20 protein-coding genes are annotated in these 19,387 nt (G+C 62.5%); 15 read left to right on the forward strand and 5 right to left on the reverse strand.

From position 1 onward, the window contains the following. Window positions 1-43: 43 nt before the first annotated feature. Entirely contained in the window at window positions 44-835 is a 792-nt protein-coding gene (locus M9955_24230; protein MCO5084754.1) for a GGDEF domain-containing protein, read from the forward strand. Between the two features lie 47 nt (window positions 836-882). Here the strand turns inward: M9955_24230 and M9955_24235 are convergent, their stop codons facing one another. Next, complete coding sequence (locus M9955_24235) at window positions 883-2,724, reverse strand: ATP-binding protein (protein ID MCO5084755.1); 1,842 nt, start codon at window positions 2,722-2,724, stop codon at window positions 883-885. 131 nt (window positions 2,725-2,855) lie between these two features. Then, entirely contained in the window at window positions 2,856-4,661 is a 1,806-nt protein-coding gene (locus M9955_24240) for an NAD(P)/FAD-dependent oxidoreductase (protein ID MCO5084756.1), read from the reverse strand. A gap of 188 nt (window positions 4,662-4,849) precedes the next feature. Here M9955_24240 and M9955_24245 point away from each other — a divergent pair, with 188 nt between their 5' ends. The 7 genes from M9955_24245 (at window position 4,850) to M9955_24275 (ending at window position 10,014) form a co-directional block, all read left to right on the forward strand. Next, a complete protein-coding gene (locus tag M9955_24245; protein MCO5084757.1) occupies window positions 4,850-5,416 on the forward strand; it encodes an XRE family transcriptional regulator in 567 nt (188 codons plus the stop codon). Window position 5,417: 1 nt separating this feature from the next. Further along, on the forward strand, window positions 5,418-5,963 hold the full coding sequence (locus tag M9955_24250) for a GNAT family N-acetyltransferase (protein ID MCO5084758.1): 546 nt from the start codon (window positions 5,418-5,420) through the stop codon (window positions 5,961-5,963). 250 nt (window positions 5,964-6,213) lie between these two features. Further along, entirely contained in the window at window positions 6,214-7,965 is a 1,752-nt protein-coding gene (locus tag M9955_24255; protein MCO5084759.1) for an acetolactate synthase 3 large subunit, read from the forward strand. Window positions 7,966-8,032: 67 nt separating this feature from the next. Next, entirely contained in the window at window positions 8,033-8,314 is a 282-nt protein-coding gene (locus tag M9955_24260) for an AbrB/MazE/SpoVT family DNA-binding domain-containing protein (GenBank protein ID MCO5084760.1), read from the forward strand. Continuing rightward, window positions 8,298-8,720, forward strand: coding sequence for a type II toxin-antitoxin system VapC family toxin (locus M9955_24265; GenBank protein MCO5084761.1), 423 nt, complete (start codon window positions 8,298-8,300; stop codon window positions 8,718-8,720). The genes M9955_24260 and M9955_24265 overlap by 17 nt, the downstream gene beginning before the upstream one ends. After that, entirely contained in the window at window positions 8,717-9,289 is a 573-nt protein-coding gene (ilvN, locus tag M9955_24270; protein MCO5084762.1) for an acetolactate synthase small subunit, read from the forward strand. Before M9955_24265 ends, ilvN begins: the two co-directional genes overlap by 4 nt. Window positions 9,290-9,417: 128 nt before the next feature. Then, a complete protein-coding gene (locus M9955_24275; protein MCO5084763.1) occupies window positions 9,418-10,014 on the forward strand; it encodes a LysE family translocator in 597 nt (198 codons plus the stop codon). A gap of 3 nt (window positions 10,015-10,017) precedes the next feature. Here M9955_24275 and M9955_24280 read toward each other — a convergent pair whose 3' ends face one another. After that, window positions 10,018-10,491: a DUF2269 domain-containing protein gene (locus M9955_24280; protein ID MCO5084764.1), complete on the reverse strand. Its 474-nt coding sequence runs from the start codon at window positions 10,489-10,491 to the stop codon at window positions 10,018-10,020. A gap of 3 nt (window positions 10,492-10,494) precedes the next feature. Continuing rightward, on the reverse strand, window positions 10,495-11,772 hold the full coding sequence (locus M9955_24285) for an SDR family oxidoreductase (GenBank protein MCO5084765.1): 1,278 nt from the start codon (window positions 11,770-11,772) through the stop codon (window positions 10,495-10,497). A gap of 95 nt (window positions 11,773-11,867) precedes the next feature. Here M9955_24285 and nthA point away from each other — a divergent pair, with 95 nt between their 5' ends. The 7 genes from nthA (at window position 11,868) to M9955_24320 (ending at window position 18,406) form a co-directional block, all read left to right on the forward strand. After that, the gene (gene nthA / locus M9955_24290; GenBank protein MCO5084766.1) at window positions 11,868-12,485 is read left to right on the forward strand and encodes a nitrile hydratase subunit alpha; all 618 of its coding nucleotides are present in this window, start codon (window positions 11,868-11,870) and stop codon (window positions 12,483-12,485) included. Continuing rightward, window positions 12,482-13,141: a nitrile hydratase subunit beta gene (gene nthB / locus M9955_24295; protein MCO5084767.1), complete on the forward strand. Its 660-nt coding sequence runs from the start codon at window positions 12,482-12,484 to the stop codon at window positions 13,139-13,141. Before nthA ends, nthB begins: the two co-directional genes overlap by 4 nt. A 16-nt stretch (window positions 13,142-13,157) precedes the next feature. Then, on the forward strand, window positions 13,158-13,493 hold the full coding sequence (locus M9955_24300; GenBank protein ID MCO5084768.1) for a nitrile hydratase accessory protein: 336 nt from the start codon (window positions 13,158-13,160) through the stop codon (window positions 13,491-13,493). A 468-nt stretch (window positions 13,494-13,961) separates the two neighbouring features. Next, window positions 13,962-14,351: a type II toxin-antitoxin system VapC family toxin gene (locus M9955_24305; protein ID MCO5084769.1), complete on the forward strand. Its 390-nt coding sequence runs from the start codon at window positions 13,962-13,964 to the stop codon at window positions 14,349-14,351. Window positions 14,352-14,418: 67 nt separating this feature from the next. After that, entirely contained in the window at window positions 14,419-15,546 is a 1,128-nt protein-coding gene (locus tag M9955_24310) for an ATP-dependent RecD-like DNA helicase (GenBank protein ID MCO5084770.1), read from the forward strand. 100 nt (window positions 15,547-15,646) lie between these two features. After that, window positions 15,647-16,387: a pyridoxine 5'-phosphate synthase gene (locus tag M9955_24315; GenBank protein ID MCO5084771.1), complete on the forward strand. Its 741-nt coding sequence runs from the start codon at window positions 15,647-15,649 to the stop codon at window positions 16,385-16,387. Between the two features lie 180 nt (window positions 16,388-16,567). After that, complete coding sequence (locus tag M9955_24320; protein ID MCO5084772.1) at window positions 16,568-18,406, forward strand: potassium transporter Kup; 1,839 nt, start codon at window positions 16,568-16,570, stop codon at window positions 18,404-18,406. A gap of 68 nt (window positions 18,407-18,474) precedes the next feature. Here the strand turns inward: M9955_24320 and M9955_24325 are convergent, their stop codons facing one another. Continuing rightward, a complete protein-coding gene (locus M9955_24325; GenBank protein ID MCO5084773.1) occupies window positions 18,475-19,362 on the reverse strand; it encodes an SDR family oxidoreductase in 888 nt (295 codons plus the stop codon). Between the last annotated feature and the right edge of the window lie 25 nt (window positions 19,363-19,387).

Raw genomic sequence — 19,387 nt, forward strand, 5'->3', positions numbered from 1 at the left:
CTCAATGAGATAAGTCGGACTGTACAGGCTGTCCGGCGAGACCATGAGTTTCCACAAATCGGAATCCGCCTTCTTCGTCATCATCGGCGTCATCCTTGCGGCTGGCGTGGTGACCTTCCATGCCTTCAGCGTCATCAACTCCGGTCTGGCGCCGGACGTGGCCGATGTGCATGCGGGCGATTTCGAATATCTTCGCAAGCTTCTGTTCGCGACGGGCGTTCTGCTGGTCACGGCCATGTTCTTCGGCGTCTTCTTCATATATCCGCTGATCCGCAGGCAGGCGACCGAGGAAGGCAAGCTGAGGCGCATGACGGCGTCGCTCAGCGCCAAATCGCTGACGCTGGAGCAGGCTGCGCTGACAGACGGGCTGACCGGCATCCAGAACAGGCGCTATTTCGACGACGCGCTGAAGGAGTACCTTGCCGAGTTCAAGCGCATCGACAAGCCGATCGGGCTGATGATCCTCGATCTCGACCACTTCAAGCAGATCAACGACACGCACGGGCATAATATCGGCGACGAGGTCCTGAAATCGGTGGCCAGATGCCTGAAGGAACTCACGCGCTATCACGATGTGGTCGCACGGCTGGGCGGCGAGGAGTTCGCCGTCATCGTGCCCAATATCGACGGAGAACTACTGCAGAAGCTCGCCGAGCGTATCCGCCGCGCAATCTCGGCGCTGCCGATCACCTCGGGCAATGTGCGCCTGGCGATCACGACGAGCGTCGGCCTTGCCATATGGGACCGGCGCGAGACAGCTGAAAAGCTCGTCGAGCGGGCTGACAAGATGCTCTATGAGGCGAAGCGGCTCGGTCGCAACCGCGTCTGCGCGTAGCAGCGCTCGTCCTCTTTCGGATGCCTTCGAAGCGATCATGGCTTCGATCAATCCTGACGGAAGCGGTTGCCGAAACGCCCGCCAGAATTCGCGGCGAAGCCGAAATTGGCCTCGATGTCCGTCGAGGCCGTCTGGACGGGCTTGCGGAAATCGGGCTCGCCAGCCTGTCTGAGCGTGCTGGTCGAGACGCCGGAGGGCGTTGCCGACGCCTGCTGTGTCTGTGGGCTCTGGACGTTGCGCAGACGGTTGACGATGCCGGCAAGGTCGATGTTGCCGTCGGTAACGCCGTGGGTATCGCTTTGCTGTTCCTTGCGTCCGGGAATGCGCGAAAGATCGAGACGTTCGAACTTCAGGCGCATGGTCGTCGCCACGCCTTCGCCGAAGACGATCGCTTCGCGCTGTCCCATCGAGGAAAGGAAGGCCAGCGTCGATGCGGACGAGTCCGAAATGGCCGACTTGATGATCGCCTGGTCCACCTCGTTGGCGAGCCGCATGGTGAAGACGGTCGAGCACTGGGACAGGATCGTCGGATCGAGCTCGCCGGGCCGCTGCGTGACGACGCCGAGATAGCAGCCGTATTTGCGGCCTTCCTTGGCGATCCTCGCCAGCGCGTGGCGGGTCGGCGCGAAGCCGAGGCGCGGATCGGACGGCAGATAGCGGTGTGCCTCCTCGCACAGAAGCAGCAGCTTCAGCTTGCCGTCGCTCCACAGCGCGAGGTCGAATGCGAGGCGGGCGAGCACGGAGCAGACCGCGTTGACGACTTCCGAAGGCAGGCCCGCCATCTCGAAGCAGGTGATCGGCCTGCCCTCGTGCGGGACGCGGAAGATGTGACCGATCGCCCGGTGGATGTTGTCGTCGATCATGCGCGAACTGAACATGAAGCGATAGCGCGGGTCGTTGACGAGCGCCTCGATGCGGGTTCGCAGCGCCTTGAGGGCCGGCCGCTCGTCCTTGGCATCGAGCTGTCCCATGCGATCGTCGATAAGCTTGAGAAGATCGGCGACCCTGTACGGCACCGGCGTATCGGCGGTGAGCGCGTCTGCCGCGCGGCGAATATAGGCACCGCCGCCGGGATTGCGGAACAAATGCTTCGCCTGCGGGATGAAGTCACGCAACAGATCGATCTCGTCGACCTCGATCTCCCGGCCGCGGAAGATCACCTCGGAGAATTCCTCCAGCCGGAACATCCAGAAGGGCAGGTCGAGGCTCGCCGTATCGACACGGACGGAAAGATCCGGCAACGCACCGGCGAACTCGTTGTGCGGATCGAGCATCAGGACGCGCAGGTCGGGCCTTGCCTCGACGGCCTTGCGCACCAGCAGCGATACGGCGGTCGACTTGCCGACGCCGGTCGTCCCGACGACGGCGAAGTGACGGTTCAGCGTATCGTCGATGGCGATGTGCGCCGCGATCTCCTCGTCCTGTGCGAGCGTGCCGATGGAAACGCCGGCACGTCCTCCAAGATCGTAGATCGCGGCCAGATCGCGCGCGCGAATGCGGTGCGCGACCGCGCCCACAAATGGGTAAACGGTGATGCCACGGTCGAAGACGGGCTTCCCGGTGGCCGGATTATCCTTGACCTCGCCGACAAGCTCGACGGCAATTTCTATGATGCCGCCAGACCCCGCGCCCCAGTGCAGATCGGGCTTCCTGATCTCGTAGATGATGCCGACGGTTCGCGCCGCGTGCAGATTGATGGAAATCATTCTGCCGACGGTCCAGTGACTGTTCATCTCCGGAGAGCCGTCGTCAGATGGTTCTATGTTGGCGCTGACAATGGCGCGGGCGCCGTCGCACTGAACCAGGTGCCCCAGAATCCGGTGATCCGGCTGATCGAAATCGCGTCTTTCCTGCGATATGGTATCGCCTGCGCTGCGCTCGGAATACATGCCCATCCACCTGTGATCGGTCAGTGGATGTTAGCCGTTCGCAGTTAAGGTCGCGTGAGACGGTATGGTTGAGAGCCGATTAAGTTGTGGCGCGAAACTTTTCATTTCGCGCCACAGGCTGGATGACGGCGTCAGGACTTATGATAGACCTCCTGCAGCCCGTAGACCGGCGTCGGAATGCCTTCCAGGCGCGCCTTGAGCTGCAGCGCCAGAAACAGCGAATTGTGCCGTGACTGGTGCAGGTTGCCGCCATGGAACCACAGGGCCTCCTGCCGGGTCGGCTTCCACATGTTGCGCGGCTCGCCTTCCCACGGGCCGGGATCGTTCTTGGTTCCCGAGCCGAGGCCCCAGACGCGGCCCACCTTGTCCGCCGTCTCCTGGTCGATGATGTCGGCAACCCAGCCGTTCATCGAACCGAAGCCGGTGGCGTAGACCACGAGGTCCGCCGGAAGCTCGGTGCCGTCGTCGAGAACCACCGAGTTCTCCGTCAGGTGATCGACCTGGCCGTATTTATGCTTGATCTTGCCGTCGATGATGAGCTGGCTGCCGCCGATGTCGATGTAGTAGCCCGCGCCGCGGCGCATGTATTTCATGAACAGGCCAGTCTCGTCGTCGCCCCAGTCGATGACGAAGCCGGCACCGGTAAGCTGCCTGTAGAACTCGGCGTCCCGCTCGCGCATCTGTTCGTAGAGGGGCTTCTGGCTCTCGCCCATCAACTTGTAAGGCATGCTTGCGCCCATATAGTCGGCTTTCTCGGCATCGATGCCGGCCGCAAGGGCGCGCTCGGAGTAGCCGATCCCCGTGGCTATGTCGTGCAGCGTCTCGATCTTCACGACGAGGGTCGGGGAGCGCTGCACCATCGTGACATCCGCGCCAAGTTCCGCGAGCGCGCCGCAGATGTCATGGGCGGAGGTGTTGGAGCCGATCACAACCGTCTTCTTGTCGACATAGGCGTCCGGCCCCGGATGCTGCGAGGAATGCTGCTGGATGCCCTTGAACTTGTCGCGGCCCGGGAAGTTCGGGATGATCGCACGGCTTGCCTGGCCCGTGGCGAAGACGAGCTGCTTCGGCCGCAGCACGATCTCCTTGCCCTCGCGCTCGACCACGACGGTCCATTCCCTGGTCTTCTCGTCGTATTTGGCGCTCTTGCAGAGCGTGGAGCCCCAGAAATTCAGCTCCATCACCTTGGCGTACATCTCCAGCCAGTCGCCGATCTTGTCCTTGGGCGAATAGACCGGCCAGTTGGCGGGGAAGGGGATGTAGGGCATGTGATCGTACCAGACCGGATCATGCAGGCAGAGCGACTTGTAGCGAACGCGCCAGCTATCGCCGGCACGAGGGTTCTTCTCGACGATGATGGTCGGCACGTCCAGTTGCCTGAGACGGGCGCCGAGAGCGAGCGCGCCCTGACCGCCGCCGATGATGACCACGTAGGGCTGCCGGCTGTAGCCCAGCTCCCTGGCTTCCTCCTCCCGCTTCTCCGTCCAGCTTATTCCGCTCGGCTTGTCCGGCGCGACTTCCGGATGGCCGTTCGGGCGGCGCACTCCGGCCGGCTCCTCATAGCCCTTCAACTCGTCCATCGCCGTCAGGATGGTCCAGATACGGCCGTTGCGGGCGCGGATATGGCCCCGGCAGCGGGCGACGTTGGTCTCGAAGGTGAACCAGCCCTCGAGCACGCCGTCGATCTCCGTCGCGTCGTCCGTCTCCGACAGTTTCCAGCCCGAAGGCCCGGTCCTGGAGAGCTGGCTCTTCAGCATGTCGCGGACGGCATCCCGGCCCTCGACGGTCTTGATGTTCCAGGTGAAGGCGACGAGATCGCGCCAGAAGCACTCATCCTCAAAGAAACCGACCGCGGCGTCGACATCGCCGGCCGTCAGCGCGCCGCCGAATTTTTCCAGCAGATCGCCCAGTTTCTTGTTCGGAGCTTTGTCGAGCATACGGTTCCTCCCAGCACAACGACACGGCATGATGTCCGCCTCTCCCGACGGACGCCAAGCCTACTATGGCGCGAACGTCCGCGCTCGTCATCCGTCAAAGCGACACAGGTCAATAATTTGTCCGGGAAACGAACAAATTAGATTTCCGGGTGGATTGATCTTGCTCTATCGTTCAGTATACTGGACGAATGGCCAATGAAGAAGACGAAAGCGGCAAGGCAATCGCGCGACGCATCCGCCTGGAACGAACCGCCCGCGCGTGGTCGCTGAGCGAACTTGCACAGCGGTCCGGCGTCTCCAAGGCGATGCTGAGCGCCATCGAGCGCAACGAAACCAGTCCGACCGCGGCGCTGCTCGTGCGCATCGCGGCCGCGTTCGACCTGACGCTGTCTGCGCTCATCGCCCGCTCGGAACAGGCAGGCGGCAATCTTCTGCGCGCCGCGGATCAGCAGGAATGGCGCGATCCGGCGACAGGCTATGTCCGCAGACACGTTTCGCCTCAATCGGACGGGCTGCTGGAACTCATCCGCGTGGACATGCCAGCGGGACAGCAGGTCGGCTTTCCCGCCGCCTCCTACACGTTCGTTCGTCACATGATCTGGCTGATCGAAGGCAGGCTCGATTTCCATGAAGGTTCGGTCGTCCATGAAATGCACCCCGGAGACTGTCTCGAACTCGGGCCGCCCAATGATTGCGCCTTCGTGACGCCCGGACCGCAGCGGGCAATCTATCTGGTCGCACTGGTGAGGCGCTGAGATGCCGGCAGGCTTGAAGATCCGTATCGAGATAGGGCCGGTAGAGGATACAAAAGCGAATCGCCGCCAACTTTGCGATCTGCTCGTCGAGACCGTCGCATTCGGCGGTTCGGTCAGCTTCATGCACCCATTGTCGATGGAGGATGCTCAGGCGTTCTGGGAAAAATCGCTGGCCTCGGCGGCATACGGGGAGCGTGTCGTGCTCGGTGCGTGGGAGGGGGACCTTCTGGTTGGCACGGTGACGTTGCTGCTCGACTTTTCGCCCAACCAGCCGCATCGCGCCGAGATCGCCAAGATGATGACGCGGGTGAGCCATCGCGGGCGAGGCATCGCCCGCTCGCTGATGGATTGCGCGGAGACGATCGCCGCTGCGCGCGGCAAGTCGCATATTGTGCTCGACACGGCGACGGAGGAGGGCGCGGCCGGCCTATACCGAAAGCTCGGCTATAATCTCACCGGAGAGATCCCCAACTTCGCGCTGAAACCGCATGGCGGCCTCACCGGGACGCTGATCTTCTGGAAGGAGCTCCCGCGCTATCCGGGATGAAATAGGGCGTTGACTTTCGGGACGGTCCGCTCTTATTGTCCGCGCCCATGAAGAAGACCCTCATTCTCGTAGTAGGACGGCGCATGGGCAAGGCGGGGTGACCGCCGGGCGAAATCCACCCATGCGCTAAGACGACAGGCTCCCTCGGGGGCCTTTTTTATTGCTTTCGACGCGACTATTCGAACAGAAGCCCCACGGCGGAAACAGACGGAACAAACCCATGACCGAGGCAAAGACCGAGCGCAACGAGATGACCGGCGCCGAAATGGTGGTGCAGGCGCTGAAGGACAACGGCGTCAAGCATATCTTCGGCTATCCGGGCGGCGCGGTCCTTCCGATCTATGACGAACTGTTCCAGCAGGACGAGGTCCAGCATATCCTCGTGCGCCATGAGCAGGGGGCGGGCCATGCCGCCGAGGGCTATGCGCGCTCGACCGGCAAGGCCGGCGTGCTGCTGGTGACGTCCGGACCGGGTGCGACCAACGCCGTGACGGCGCTGCAGGACGCGCTGATGGATTCCATCCCGCTCGTGTGCCTCACCGGCCAGGTTCCGACGACGCTGATCGGCTCGGATGCCTTCCAGGAATGCGACACGGTCGGCATCACGCGGCCCTGCACCAAGCACAACTGGCTGGTGAAGGACGTCAACGAGCTGGCGGCCACCATCCACGAGGCCTTTCACGTCGCGACGACCGGTCGGCCGGGTCCGGTCGTGGTCGATATTCCCAAGGATGTCCAGTTCGCCAGGGGCACCTACGTCTCGCCGCAGACCGCGCCGCGCACCAGCTACCAGCCGAAGGTCCAGGGCGATCTCGAAAAGATCAAGGCCGCAGTCGCACTGATGACGGGCGCGAAGAAGCCGGTCATCTATTCGGGCGGCGGCGTCGTGAACTCCGGTCCGGAAGCGAGCGCGCTGCTGCGCGAACTGGTCGAGTTGACCGGCTTCCCGATCACGTCCACGTTGATGGGGCTTGGCGCCTATCCGGCGAGCGGCAAGAACTGGCTTGGCATGCTGGGCATGCACGGCTCCTACGAAGCCAATATGGCGATGCACGACTGCGACGTGATGCTGTGCATCGGCGCCCGCTTCGACGATCGCATCACCGGCCGCATCAATGCGTTCTCGCCGGGGTCGAAGAAGATCCACATCGATATCGACCCGTCCTCGATCAACAAGAACGTGCATGCCGACATCGGCATTCTGGGGGATGTCGGCCGGGTTCTGGAGGATCTGGTGCGGCTGTGGCGCGCCGGCGCGAAGCACGACAAGAAGACGCTCTATCCCTGGTGGGAGCAGATCGCAAAATGGCGGGCGCGCGATTCCTTCGCCTACAAGAACAGCAGCGACGTCATCATGCCGCAATATGCCATCCAGCGGCTCTACGAACTGACCAAGGGACGCGACACCTACATCACCACCGAAGTGGGCCAGCACCAGATGTGGGCCGCGCAGCATTTCCATTTCGAGCAGCCGAACCGCTGGATGACCTCAGGCGGTCTGGGTACGATGGGCTACGGCCTGCCGGCCGCGCTCGGCGTGCAGGTCGCGCATCCGGACGCGCTGGTCATCGACATTGCCGGCGACGCATCGGTGCAGATGACCATGCAGGAGATGAGCTGCGCCGTTCAGTACAACGCGCCGATCAAGATCTTCATCCTCAACAACCAGTATATGGGCATGGTGCGCCAGTGGCAGCAGCTTCTGCACGGCAACCGCCTGTCGCACTCCTATACCGAGGCGATGCCGGACTTCGTGCTGATGGCGCAGGCTTTTGGCGCGCACGGCATACGCTGCGAGAAGCCGGGCGATCTCGACGACGCGATCACGGAGATGATCGACGTGAAGAAGCCCGTGCTGTTCGACTGCCGCGTGGCGAACCTCGCCAACTGCTTCCCGATGATTCCGTCCGGCAAGGCGCATAACGAAATGCTGCTGCCCGACGAGGCGACGGACGAGGCGGTCGCCAACGCCATTGACGCCAAGGGCAGGGAACTGGTGTAGCGGCAAGATTGAAGTAAGATACGGTAAGACGTATATTATCTTACTTCGTCTTACCTGGAGCGATGTGATGAATGCGCGAGCGAAAATCTCGAGTAAGGGCCAACTGGTGCTGCCCAAAGCCATAAGGGACGCATACGGACTCGGCGCGGGCTCGGAAGTCGATATAGAGACCGCCGGGGATGCCATCGTGCTCAAACCGAGAAAGAGAAGGCCGCAAGGCGGTCGGGTCTACACTGTGGACGATGTCGCGGGAATGTTGAAATACGATGGCCCGCCTGTCGCTATCGAAGACATGAACCGATTGGTTGAAGAGGATTTCCGGCGGCGGTGGAATGCCAAAGGCAATTGATACGAATATCCTCGTTCGCTTCCTGCTTGATGACGGATCGGAAGAAGTGCCGATCGCGCACGACGTTTTCCGGCATGAAGCGCTGGAGATATCGTCGAGCGTCATTCTGGAATGCGAGTGGGTTCTTCGCTCGATCTACAAAGTCAAACGAGATGCCATTTGTGAGGCTTTCACCGCTGTCCTTAACCTGGAGAATGTCCTTGTGCAGGATGAGAATGTCGTGCTGGCGGCGGTTGACGCGCACAGGCAAGGCTTGGATTTTGCCGATGCGATGCATCTTTTCATGGCAGATAAGTCCGATGAATTCCTGACCTTCGACACCACTTTCAGACGATTTGCGAACCGGTTGGCCGACGCGCTTCCGGTCCGAGTACCGACCCTGCATTCACCGGAAAGAAAAACATGAACGCCCATCTACAGCCGACCGGCTCCGCCTATTTCATCGCCAAGGAAACGCAGAGGCCGGAAAAGCACACGCTGTCGGTGCTGGTGGACAACGAGCCGGGCGTTCTCGCCCGCGTCATCGGCCTTTTCTCCGGGCGCGGCTACAATATCGAGAGCCTGACCGTCTCCGAGACGGAGCACGAGCAGCATCTTTCGCGCATCACCATCGTGACCAGTGGCACGGCGCATGTGCTGGAGCAGATCAAGAACCAGCTCGAACGGATCGTGCCGGTGCATCGGGTCGTCGACCTGACGGTGCGGGCGGAGGAACTCGACATCGGCGCGCCGCTGGAGCGGGAGCTTGCGCTGATCAAGGTTTCCGGTACGGGCGACGCGCGGGTCGAGGCGCTGAGGCTGGCGGATGCGTTCCGCGCCAAGGTGATCGACGCCAACACCGAGCATTTCATCTTCGAACTGACCGGCAAGAGCACGAAGATCGACCAGTTCATCGCCATCATGAAGCCGCTCGGCCTTGTGGAAATCTGCCGTACGGGCGTCGCCGCGATGAATCGCGGCCCACAGGGCATGTAGCTCTCCGTCTATGGCAGACGCCGGCCCTCGCCGCAGCAACTGATTTCGTTGTCCCGAAACCCGTCCCGGCAGAAATTTTGCAGGCGCGGGAATGGGTCAATATAACTGCCATAAATCAGGAGGGGCCAATGTCGACTGAGGTTTTCCTGGCGCTGCTCGGCTATGCTTTCGTCACCTCGATCACGCCCGGCCCCAACAATCTGATGCTGCTGGCATCGGGCGTGAATTTTGGCTTCATCCGCACCATCCCGCATATGCTCGGCGTCGGCATCGGCTTCTTCGTGATGCTCCTTGCCGTCGGCTTCGGCCTTGGCGCGGTGTTCACGGCCGTTCCCGCCCTGCATCTGATCCTCAAGGTTCTTGGCTCGGCCTATCTGCTCTATCTCGCATGGCGCATCGCGACGACGCGGACACTCGGAAAGGAAGGTGAGGCGGGTGCCGTGCCGATGACTTTCCTCGAGGCAGCCGCATTCCAGTGGGTCAATCCCAAGGCCTGGGTGATGGCCCTTTCGGCGATGGCGATCTACACCAATCCCGACCGGCCTTTTCTATCCATATGGATTGTTGCGGCGGCATTCGCGCTGGTGAACCTGCCCAGCGTCTCGTCCTGGGCAGGTTTCGGCACGGCGCTGCGCGGCTTCCTGTCCGACCCGGTGCGTCTCAAATGGTTCAACATTGCCATGGGCGTGCTTTTGGTGCTGACGCTCTGGCCGATGGTGAAATAGCCGTCAAAACAACTGAATCGCCGGCTTGGTCAGCATGAGCCAGAAGATGGCCAGAACGCTGAAAAACGCCGGAAAACCGCAGGCAAACCAGATTCGGTAGAGTTGGAAATAGCGAGCGGGCAGTACTGCGCCGTTTGAGGCCGCCGTCCGCGCCAGATTGCGCATTACGACTTGTATGTACACTACCGGCAGCCAGAACAGGCCGGTAATGACATAGAGCATGAGCGACAGGACGATCCAGCCTTCCCAAAGAGACCAACCGAGATCGTGCGCCAGCCATGCGCCGGTGATGGGTTGGAGAATGACAGCGGTTGCGGTGAAAACGGTGTCGGCGACTACGACCGTGCCACCTACGTGCGCAATGATTGCCGGATCCCGGGTGCGATGCGCCATGACCATGAAAAAGGCGATGCCGGCGCCTGTGCCGAACAGGACGGTGGCGCCGATGACATGAACGAGGCGCAGTAATTCTTCCACGGCTCAGCGTTCGTCCAGAATGGCCAGGCCAACCAGCGCAAGGGCCATCGAAGGCAGGACCTTGACCAGCGGCCCGAGCGGATCTGCCCACAGTGACGGTATCAGGAGCGTGGCCGCTCCGAGATAGACAAGCGAGAAGCCGATCACGCCCTTGATCGCAAAGGCCGCGAGGGCTCGAAAAAGAACGCCAACACCCAATGCGATGTCAGCAAGGCTTGTGACGAGTGTCAAGGTGGCGGCGAGGGCCGGCGGAGCGCCTGCCTCGACCAGATGCTGTGACGAAGAACTGAACCGAAACAGCGCGATTGCACCGGACAGCAGCCAAAACAGGCTGAGCGTGCCAAATATGACTGGCTTAAGCAGATAGAGCCGGGCGAACCACAACTCCTGTACCCCCGCCGGGATGTCGGCAAGGGTTTCGGAAAGGGATTTTATGGGGTGGGCGGTAGGTTCAATGTTTCCAGCCACCCCCGCCGCCGCTACTTCGAGCGCGGTGGAACGAAGCGGGGACCTCCAGCCCAACCTGCCAAGCAGGTCTGCAATCGATGATGTGGCGCGGGCTGCAAACGACGGTACGGCGAGCGGGCGTGCCTCGGGTAAGCCTAGCCATTGACGATGGGCGGCAACGGCTTCGGCGAGTGTAAGTGTCTCCGGTGAGGCGAGATGGAGATCACTGCCGGGCTCGATGCGTCCTTCCACGGCATCGGCTACGGCTGCCGCCACCTCGTCGAGCGCGGCGAACTGCATTTGAGCCTCCATATGCACGAGAGGCGTCACAAGCGGGAACGCCGCCAAGGCCCTAAGCAGCGCCGAGCCGCCGTAGGCGGTCCGGCCGATGATGACGGCCGGTTTCAGCAGAACGAAGGGAATGCCGGAAATTTTGAGCGCCTCGTCGGCAGCGCGCTTTGTGGACAGCAAAGGGAGGTCGGCTGCCGGGCCATTGGTGTTGGCCGAAATCTGCACGAGCAGTTTGATACTCACTTGTTTTGCTGCTTCGTAAAGCGAGCGCATGGCGTCGTACTGAACGGCTGCCACATTGTCTCGTGCGCTGTCCTGCAGGGCACCGGCGCAATTTACCACTGCATCGATGTTTTCCAGCAGAGGCAACCAAGCTTCCAGCAGCCGGGAGATGTCCATCGATTTCCAGGCAATTTGCGGCATCTGCCGTTTCGATTTGCCGACAGTACGACCAACCGCGACTACGGAGTTGCCGCGATCCGATAGCAGTTTTGCAACCGCCATGCCGACAAAACCATTGCCGCCCAGAATCAAAACCCGCATGCCCGGAAGATAGCGGCAGGCTTGACTGCGTACAAATGACGGTCAGCCGAGGGGTGTACTTGCTGACTGCACAGCGCAGGCATAGGTTCGTGGCCATGTCGCACGATCACGACCATCATCACGACAACGACCTTGATCCGTTTGCCGCGCGGGTGCGGGCGCTGGAGACGATCCTCGTCGAGAAGGGCCTGATCGATCCGGCGGCGATCGACGCCATTGTGGACACCTACGAGACCAGGGTCGGGCCGCGCAACGGGGCGCGGGTGGTGGCGAAGGCGTGGATGGACGCCGACTATGCCGACTGGCTGAAGCGCGACGCCACCGCGGCGATCGCCTCGCTCGGCTATACCGGCCGGCAGGGTGAGCATATGCAGGCGGTGTTCAATACGCCCGAAACGCATAATCTCGTCGTCTGCACCCTCTGCTCCTGCTATCCGTGGTCGGTGCTGGGGCTGCCGCCGGTCTGGTACAAGGCGCCGCCCTACCGCAGCCGCGCCGTCATCGATCCGCGCGGCGTGCTCGAGGAGTTCGGACTGATCCTTTCTGCGGAAACGAAGATCCGCGTGTGGGATTCGACGGCCGAGCTTCGCTATCTCGTCGTTCCCATGCGTCCGGCAGGGACGGAGGGCTGGAGCGAGGAGCGGCTGGCCGACCTCGTCACGAGGGACTCCATGATCGGGACGGCGCTCGTCAAGCTGCCGGATGCGGCATGAACGGGCCGCAGGATCTTGGCGGACAGATGGGGTTCGGGCCGGTAGCGCCCGAGCCCGACGAGCCGCCGTTTCACGCCGACTGGGAGAAACGGGCGCTGGGCATCACGCTGGCAGCCGGCGCGATGGGGCATTGGAACATCGACGAAAGCCGACATGCGCGGGAATCCCTGCATCCGACGGACTATTACTCCTCCAGCTACTATGAGATCTGGATAAAGGCGCTGGAAGTGCTGTTGCTGCGGCATGGATTCGTGAGCGCCGAGGAACTGGCGGAAGGGCGCAAGCTGGATGACGGGGCGCCCGCCAAACGAAAGCTGGTCGCGTCCGAGGTGCCGGCCGTGCTGGCGCGAGGCGGGCCTTGCGACCGGCCTGTCGACGCGCCGCCGCGCTTCAAGGCGGGCGACCGGGTGCGGACGAAGAACTTCAACCCGACGGGACATACCCGCCTGCCACGCTATGCGCGGGCCAAGATCGGCACGATCGAAGCGGTGCGCGAGGGCTTCGTCTTTCCGGACACCAACGCGCATGGCAAGGGCGAGCATCCGCAACGGGTGTATACGGTTGTCTTCGATGCGGTGGAAATCTGGGGCGAGGGCGCCGATCCCACGCTCACCATCTCAATCGACGCCTGGGAAAGCTATCTTGAGCCAGCCTGAGCATCCTTTCCCGAAGATGACAGGGGTGGATGATCCGGTCTTTGCCGAGCCATGGCAGGCGCAGGCCTTCGCGCTCGCCGTGGCTCTGGCGGATCGCGGCGTGTTTTCGTGGAGCGAATGGGCTGAAACGCTGTCGGGCGAGGTGCATCGACAGGACGCGGCGGTCGATGGTCATGACTATTACCAGCACTGGATGCGGGCGCTGGAGAGGCTGCTGGTTGCAAAGGGCGTGACGTCGGCTGGTGCGATCGACGATATGGCGGCGGCTTGGCAGCGCGCGGCCCATGCGACGCCGCACGGTAAGCCAATCGAATTGAGGAACGATCCGCAGTCGAATTCGACTGCAGCTTAGCAGTTTCCGATTAGTGATGCCCGTTCAGAATGTTAGCAATGCGGCCTCGCGGCTTTCGCCTTGATCCTCCTGCGCTGTGTCTGCACCGGCATAGCAGGGCTTCAGTTCTGCTATACGAGCAACCGCGCAGGGCTATTGCAAATATGTTCACTTTGTGTTCCTATTAGATACACGCAACTCGCATCTTTACATAACCTATTTAGGGTTGTAGATACGATGGTAATACACGTTAAGGATTCAGAAACCGACTCGCTGGTGCGTGAACTCGCAACCAGACGCGGCATCGGAATCACGACGGCTATCAAGGAGGCAGTGTCGGAAGCCTTGGCGGCGGACGAACGGCTTATGCGGGATGGCATTCGCGATGATCGGTTGAAGGCGCTTTTCGAGAGGTGGGATCGGCTGCCGCGATCTTCGATAAAGACCGACAAGGCGTTTTTTGACGACTTATGGGGCGAGGGGGGATGAATGTTTGTCGATGCGTCTGCTTTGGTGGCGATCCTGAAAGGCGAAGAGGAGCGCGACTTATTTTCGAGACGCATCACAGAGGCTGCGAGGCTGATCACGTCACCGATAAGCATCTTCGAGGCGGCGATGGCTTTCGTTACGATGACCGGGAATTGCGCCGCCGCGACCAATGAAGTGTACGCTCTGCTGGAAACGCTAGGGATCGTAGTTGTGCCGATTGAAGAATCTGCGGCGATGGCTGCCGCGATCGCCCGTGATCAATACGGCAAAGGCACTGGGCATCCGGCACAGCTCAATCTGGGAGATTGCATCTCTTATGCGTTGGCCAAGCAAAATGCTGTGAAACTCCTCTACAAGGGCAGAGATTTCGCGCAGACCGACCTGGCGTGATCGTTCGGCGTGGCGTGGGCAAAGGTGCATCTTGTCGAGCGCGTCCGAATCCTGTCTGAGAACAAAGATGGAATTTTCACCCCAGCAGGACGATGCGCTGAAGGCGGTGGCGCGATGGCTGAAGTCGGGCCGGCCGCAGGTGTTCCGGCTGTTCGGCTATGCCGGTACGGGCAAGACGACGCTGGCGCGCCATTTCGCCGAGCATGTCGACGGGCAGGTGCAGTTCGCCGCCTTCACGGGCAAGGCGGCGCAGGTGCTGCGCTCGAAAGGCGCGACCAACGCCCGGACCATCCATTCGCTGATCTACCGGCCGCGCGGCGAGGAGGCGGTGGAAGACGAGTCGACGGGCAAGACGTCGATGTCGCCCACCTTCTCGCTCAACCGCCAGAGCCCGGTGGCGCGGGCCAAGCTCATCATCATCGACGAATGTTCGATGGTGGACGAGCAACTCGGCAAGGACCTGATGAGTTTTGGCACGCCTATTCTCGTGCTTGGCGACCCGGGCCAGTTGCCGCCAATCTCCGGCGGAGGCTTCTTCACCGACCATGAGCCGGACTTCCTGCTCACCGAGATCCACCGACAGGCGCGCGACAATCCCATTATCCGGCTGGCCCTCGACGTGCGGGAAGGACGGGAGTTCGCGCATGGCGATTTCGGCACTGCGCAGGTGATCGGCCGGGACGAGGTGACGCAGGACCTCGTGCTCAAGGCCGATCAGGTGCTGGTCGGCACCAACCGCACGCGCCGACGCTACAATACGCGCCTGCGCGAGCTGAAAGGTTTTACCGCTTCCTACCCGCAAGCCGGGGACAAGCTGGTCTGCCTGCGCAACGACCCGGCAAAGGGGCTGCTCAACGGCTCGCTGTGGAAGGTGATGACCTCGTCGCGCGAGACGGTGAAGCCGGGCATAAACCTGCTCGTGTCGCCGGAGGAGGACGATCCCGATCGCGGCGTCGCCAAGATCAAGCTGCTCAAGGCGGCTTTCGAGAGCCCGGACGAGGAGATCCCCTGGCAGCAGAAGAAGCGTTTTGACGATTTCGACTACGGTTACGCGCTGACCGTCCACAAGGCGCAGGGCTCCCAGTGGAACGATGTGGTGTTGTTCGACGAAAGCTGGGCCTTCAAGGATACGCGCCAGCGCTGGCTATACACGGCGGTGACGCGTGCCGCGGAGCGGCTGACCGTGGTGCGCTGAAGCCGGACAGGCGAGGCGGATCGATGGTGCAGGGGCGAAAGCCCGGTGCGTTCGCCGGCAAGGGACGGTATAGGTGCCGCGCCTGCCACTGGAGCGTTCCATGCCCGCAAAACTTTCGGTCAATCTCAACGCCATCGCGCTGCTGCGCAACCGTCGCGACCTGCCCTGGCCGAGCGTCACCGGCCTCGGGCGCATCGCGCTGGCCGCCGGCGCCCATGGGCTGACCGTGCATCCGAGGCCCGACGAAAGGCATACGCGGCGGACGGACCTGCCGGCCATCCGCGCGCTGATCGACGACGAGTTTCCCGCCGCCGAATTCAACATCGAGGGCTATCCGACGGAAGACTTCCTGCAGTTGGTGGAGGAGACCCAGCCGGAGCAGGTGACGCTCGTGCCCGACGATCCGGCGCAGCCGACATCGGACCATGGCTGGAACTTCCGCGAGAGCGCCGCGTTTCTCACGCCGATCGTCAAACGACTGAAAAGCGCGGGCATGCGCGTATCTTTATTCTCCGATCCGAATCCGGAAGGCGTCGCGGCAGCGGCTGGCACGGGCGCCGACCGCATCGAACTTTACACCGGGCCCTATGGCAGTTGTCATGACAATCCGGTGCGGGCGGCGGCGGAACTGGAAAAGCTCGCGCTCACGGCCGAAGCGGCATTCGCGCAAGGGCTAGCCGTGAATGTCGGCCACGATCTCACTGTGGACAATATGCGTCTGCTGATGAAGCGCATTCCGGGCGTCAGCGAAGCCTCCATCGGCCACGGCCTCACGGCGGATGCGCTGGAGTTCGGCATGGCGGAAACGGTGCGGCGCTTCCTGCGCAGTTGCGGCTGGTAGCGATGCGTGTGCTGCATGGCAATACAGAGAGGCATGCCAAAGCAGTGATTGTTATTGCAGTGCAGCAAGCGTAGAGCACCCGCCGCTCTACTGGAGTTTGCCATGGGTCACGTCAAAGCCGGCCCGGCTCAGCCTCAATCCACTGAACATCACGCCAGCGCGCCGCCCAGCAACGTCAGAATGCTGATGCTCGGCGCGCTCGGCGTCGTCTACGGCGATATCGGCACCAGCCCAATCTATGCGTTCCGCGAGGCGCTCGTCGCGTCAGCCGGCGGACGGGTGGCGTCGCGCGAGGATATTCTGGGCGTTCTGTCGCTCATCATCTGGGCGCTGACGATCATCGTCACGGTCAAATACATCGCCTTCGTGCTGCGCGCCGACAATCGCGGCGAGGGCGGGACGCTTTCGCTTATGGCGCTTGCACGGGGCGCTATAAAAGGTCGTCCCATCTCCATCCTGTTCATCGGCATGCTGGGCGCTGCGCTGTTCTACGGCGATGCGGTCATAACCCCCGCCATCTCCGTCCTCTCCGCCGTCGAGGGCATGGAAGTGGTGACGCCGGCTTTCGGGCCGTACGTCGTGCCGCTCACGCTGGTGATCCTCGCGGCATTGTTCGCCGTCCAGCGCTTCGGGACGGGCAGCGTCGGCATCGTCTTTGGGCCGATCACGCTGGTCTGGTTCCTCGCCATCGGTGCTTCCGGCCTGATGCACATCTTCGACGACCCGGAAATCCTGCTGGCGATAAACCCGTATTACATCGTCGGTTTCCTCACCAACCAGCCGGATGTCGCCTTCGTCACCATCGGCGCGATCTTCCTCGCCGTCACCGGCGCGGAGGCGCTCTATGCCGATCTCGGCCATTTCGGCCGCCGGCCCATCGTGCTGGCGTGGCTGGCCATCGTGTTCCCATGCCTGTTGCTGAATTATGTCGGGCAGGGCGCGTTCGTGCTCGCGGATGGCGGCGAGATCGGCCACCCCTTCTTCGAGATGAACAGGGGCTGGACGCTGATCCCTATGGTGGTGCTGGCGACTGCGGCGACAGTGATCGCCAGCCAGGCGGTCATTTCCGGCGCGTTCTCGCTGACCAGGCAGGCGGTGCAGCTCAACCTCCTGCCACGTCAGGAAATCCAGCACACGTCCGAAACGCAATCCGGCCAGATCTACCTGCCGCGCGTGAACCTGCTGCTCGCGCTGGTGGTCATGATGCTGGTCGTCGGCTTCGGCGAGTCGAGCCAGCTTGCGGCGGCCTACGGCATTTCCGTCACGGGCAATATGCTGATGACGACGATCCTGCTATTCGTCGTCATGACCCGGATCTGGAAATGGCCGCTCGCGGCGGCTATCAGCCTGACAGCCGTGTTCGCCTTCATCGATATCGGTTTCTTTCTCTCCAACATCGTCAAGGTGTTCGACGGGGGCTGGGCCTCGCTGGCGGTCGCCATCACGGTCGTGGTGGTGATGGCTACGTGGGTGCGCGGCAGCCGTCTCCTCTTCGAGAAGACGCGCAAGAACGAGATTCCGCTGGATTTCCTGGCGGACAACCTTGCGAAGAAGCCGCCGCAGCTGGTCGAGGGGACCGCGGTTTTCCTGACCGGCGATCCGCTCAGCGCGCCGACGGCGCTGATGCACAGCCTCAAGCACTACAAGGTGCTGCACAAGCAGAACGTCGTGCTGTCGGTGGTGACCGCGCAGGAACCGACCGTGCCGGACAGCGAGCGGGCCAGCATCGAGAAGATCAACGACCTTTTCCTGCGGGTGCGTCTCACCTTCGGCTATATGGAGCATCCGAACGTGCCCAAGGCGCTCGCCATCTGCCGCAAGCAGGGCTGGAAGTTCGACATCATGACGACGTCTTTCTTCCTTTCGCGGCGCTCGCTGAAACCCTCGCCGAACTCCGGCATGCCGCTGTGGCAGGACAAGCTGTTCATCGGGCTTGCCCGGACGGCGGCCGACGCGACGGAATACTTCCAGATTCCGACCGGGCGGGTGGTCGAGGTGGGCACGCAGGTCGCGATCTGAGCCACGCTGGAAGCCGTCCGGACAACAAGTGCGGACGGCCCCTCCGAAGAAACCCGCCTTGCTTATGCTCAGCCTGCGAGAGCGCTCTTGCTTTCGTCGATGAAGGTCTTGAGGGACCTGGACTTACGGCCCGACAACGTTTCGACGTCCCCGGTCACTTGCGAGAGGTCGCCGGCGCGGGCCGCCGTGTCGAAGGAAACCAGCGTCGGGATGAACGCGTCGGGAACGCCCGCCGCCTTCATGCCGCCGGCAAGCTGATCGTCGGTGAGATTCACGACCTGCAGAGGCTTGCCGGTGGCGGCGCTCACGAAATTGGCGATTTCGGCGTTGGTATAGGCCTCGGTGCCGGTGAGCGTATAGGTCGTGCTCGTCGCGGGCGGGTTGGCAAGCGCCGCCGCGATGGCCGCAGCGATGTCGTCGCGCGCCACGAAAGCCGTCCTGCCTTCGCCGGCGGACGTGTACCACTGGCCGCTCGCGAGCGCCTGCGGAAGCGACATGAACAGGTTCTCCTGATACCAGCTGTTGCGGAAGATCAGGTATGGCAGGCCTGTCGCCTTTACCGCTTCTTCCGTTTGCAGGTGATCGGGCGCGAAGCTGACTTTCGAGCTCTCGGCCGCAGGCAAGGACGTATAGGCAAGCCGCTTCGCGCCGGCTTCAACCGCAGCTGTGACGGCGGCGCGATGCTGCCTGAGACGGGTTCCGGCGCCATCGAGCGCATCGGTCGAGACGATCAGCACGGTGTCGGCGCCGGCGAAGGCCTTCGCCAATCCAGCCGCGTCGTCGAAATCCGCCTTGCGGACGGCGACGCCTTTCGCCGCGAGCTCGGCGAGCTTTTCCGGGCTGCGGCTGCCCACGATGAGGCGCGCCGGCGCGACGCCCTGATCGTCAAGAAGGTGGTCGATGATGGCGCGGCCGAGCTTTCCGGAAGCGCCGGTGACGAAAATCGTGTTGCTCAAGATCGGATTCCTCTATGCGTGAAAC

The organism is Rhizobiaceae bacterium (assembly GCA_023953845.1).
Lineage (GTDB): Bacteria > Pseudomonadota > Alphaproteobacteria > Rhizobiales > Rhizobiaceae > Arvimicrobium.

Bases quoted from the DNA above. Each gene is read 5' to 3' on its own strand.
- M9955_24230 (MCO5084754.1), top strand. From the start codon at position 44: ATGAGTTTCCACAAATCGGAATCCGCCTTCTTCGTCATCATCGGCGTC.
- M9955_24235 (MCO5084755.1), bottom strand. From the start codon at position 2,724: ATGTATTCCGAGCGCAGCGCAGGCGATACCATATCGCAGGAAAGACGC.
- M9955_24240 (MCO5084756.1), bottom strand. From the start codon at position 4,661: ATGCTCGACAAAGCTCCGAACAAGAAACTGGGCGATCTGCTGGAAAAA.
- M9955_24245 (MCO5084757.1), top strand. From the start codon at position 4,850: ATGGCCAATGAAGAAGACGAAAGCGGCAAGGCAATCGCGCGACGCATC.
- M9955_24250 (MCO5084758.1), top strand. From the start codon at position 5,418: ATGCCGGCAGGCTTGAAGATCCGTATCGAGATAGGGCCGGTAGAGGAT.
- M9955_24255 (MCO5084759.1), top strand. From the start codon at position 6,214: ATGACCGGCGCCGAAATGGTGGTGCAGGCGCTGAAGGACAACGGCGTC.
- M9955_24260 (MCO5084760.1), top strand. From the start codon at position 8,033: ATGAATGCGCGAGCGAAAATCTCGAGTAAGGGCCAACTGGTGCTGCCC.
- M9955_24265 (MCO5084761.1), top strand. From the start codon at position 8,298: ATGCCAAAGGCAATTGATACGAATATCCTCGTTCGCTTCCTGCTTGAT.
- ilvN (MCO5084762.1), top strand. From the start codon at position 8,717: ATGAACGCCCATCTACAGCCGACCGGCTCCGCCTATTTCATCGCCAAG.
- M9955_24275 (MCO5084763.1), top strand. From the start codon at position 9,418: ATGTCGACTGAGGTTTTCCTGGCGCTGCTCGGCTATGCTTTCGTCACC.
- M9955_24285 (MCO5084765.1), bottom strand. From the start codon at position 11,772: ATGCGGGTTTTGATTCTGGGCGGCAATGGTTTTGTCGGCATGGCGGTT.
- nthA (MCO5084766.1), top strand. From the start codon at position 11,868: ATGTCGCACGATCACGACCATCATCACGACAACGACCTTGATCCGTTT.
- nthB (MCO5084767.1), top strand. From the start codon at position 12,482: ATGAACGGGCCGCAGGATCTTGGCGGACAGATGGGGTTCGGGCCGGTA.
- M9955_24300 (MCO5084768.1), top strand. From the start codon at position 13,158: ATGACAGGGGTGGATGATCCGGTCTTTGCCGAGCCATGGCAGGCGCAG.
- M9955_24305 (MCO5084769.1), top strand. From the start codon at position 13,962: ATGTTTGTCGATGCGTCTGCTTTGGTGGCGATCCTGAAAGGCGAAGAG.
- M9955_24310 (MCO5084770.1), top strand. From the start codon at position 14,419: ATGGAATTTTCACCCCAGCAGGACGATGCGCTGAAGGCGGTGGCGCGA.
- M9955_24315 (MCO5084771.1), top strand. From the start codon at position 15,647: ATGCCCGCAAAACTTTCGGTCAATCTCAACGCCATCGCGCTGCTGCGC.
- M9955_24320 (MCO5084772.1), top strand. From the start codon at position 16,568: ATGCTGATGCTCGGCGCGCTCGGCGTCGTCTACGGCGATATCGGCACC.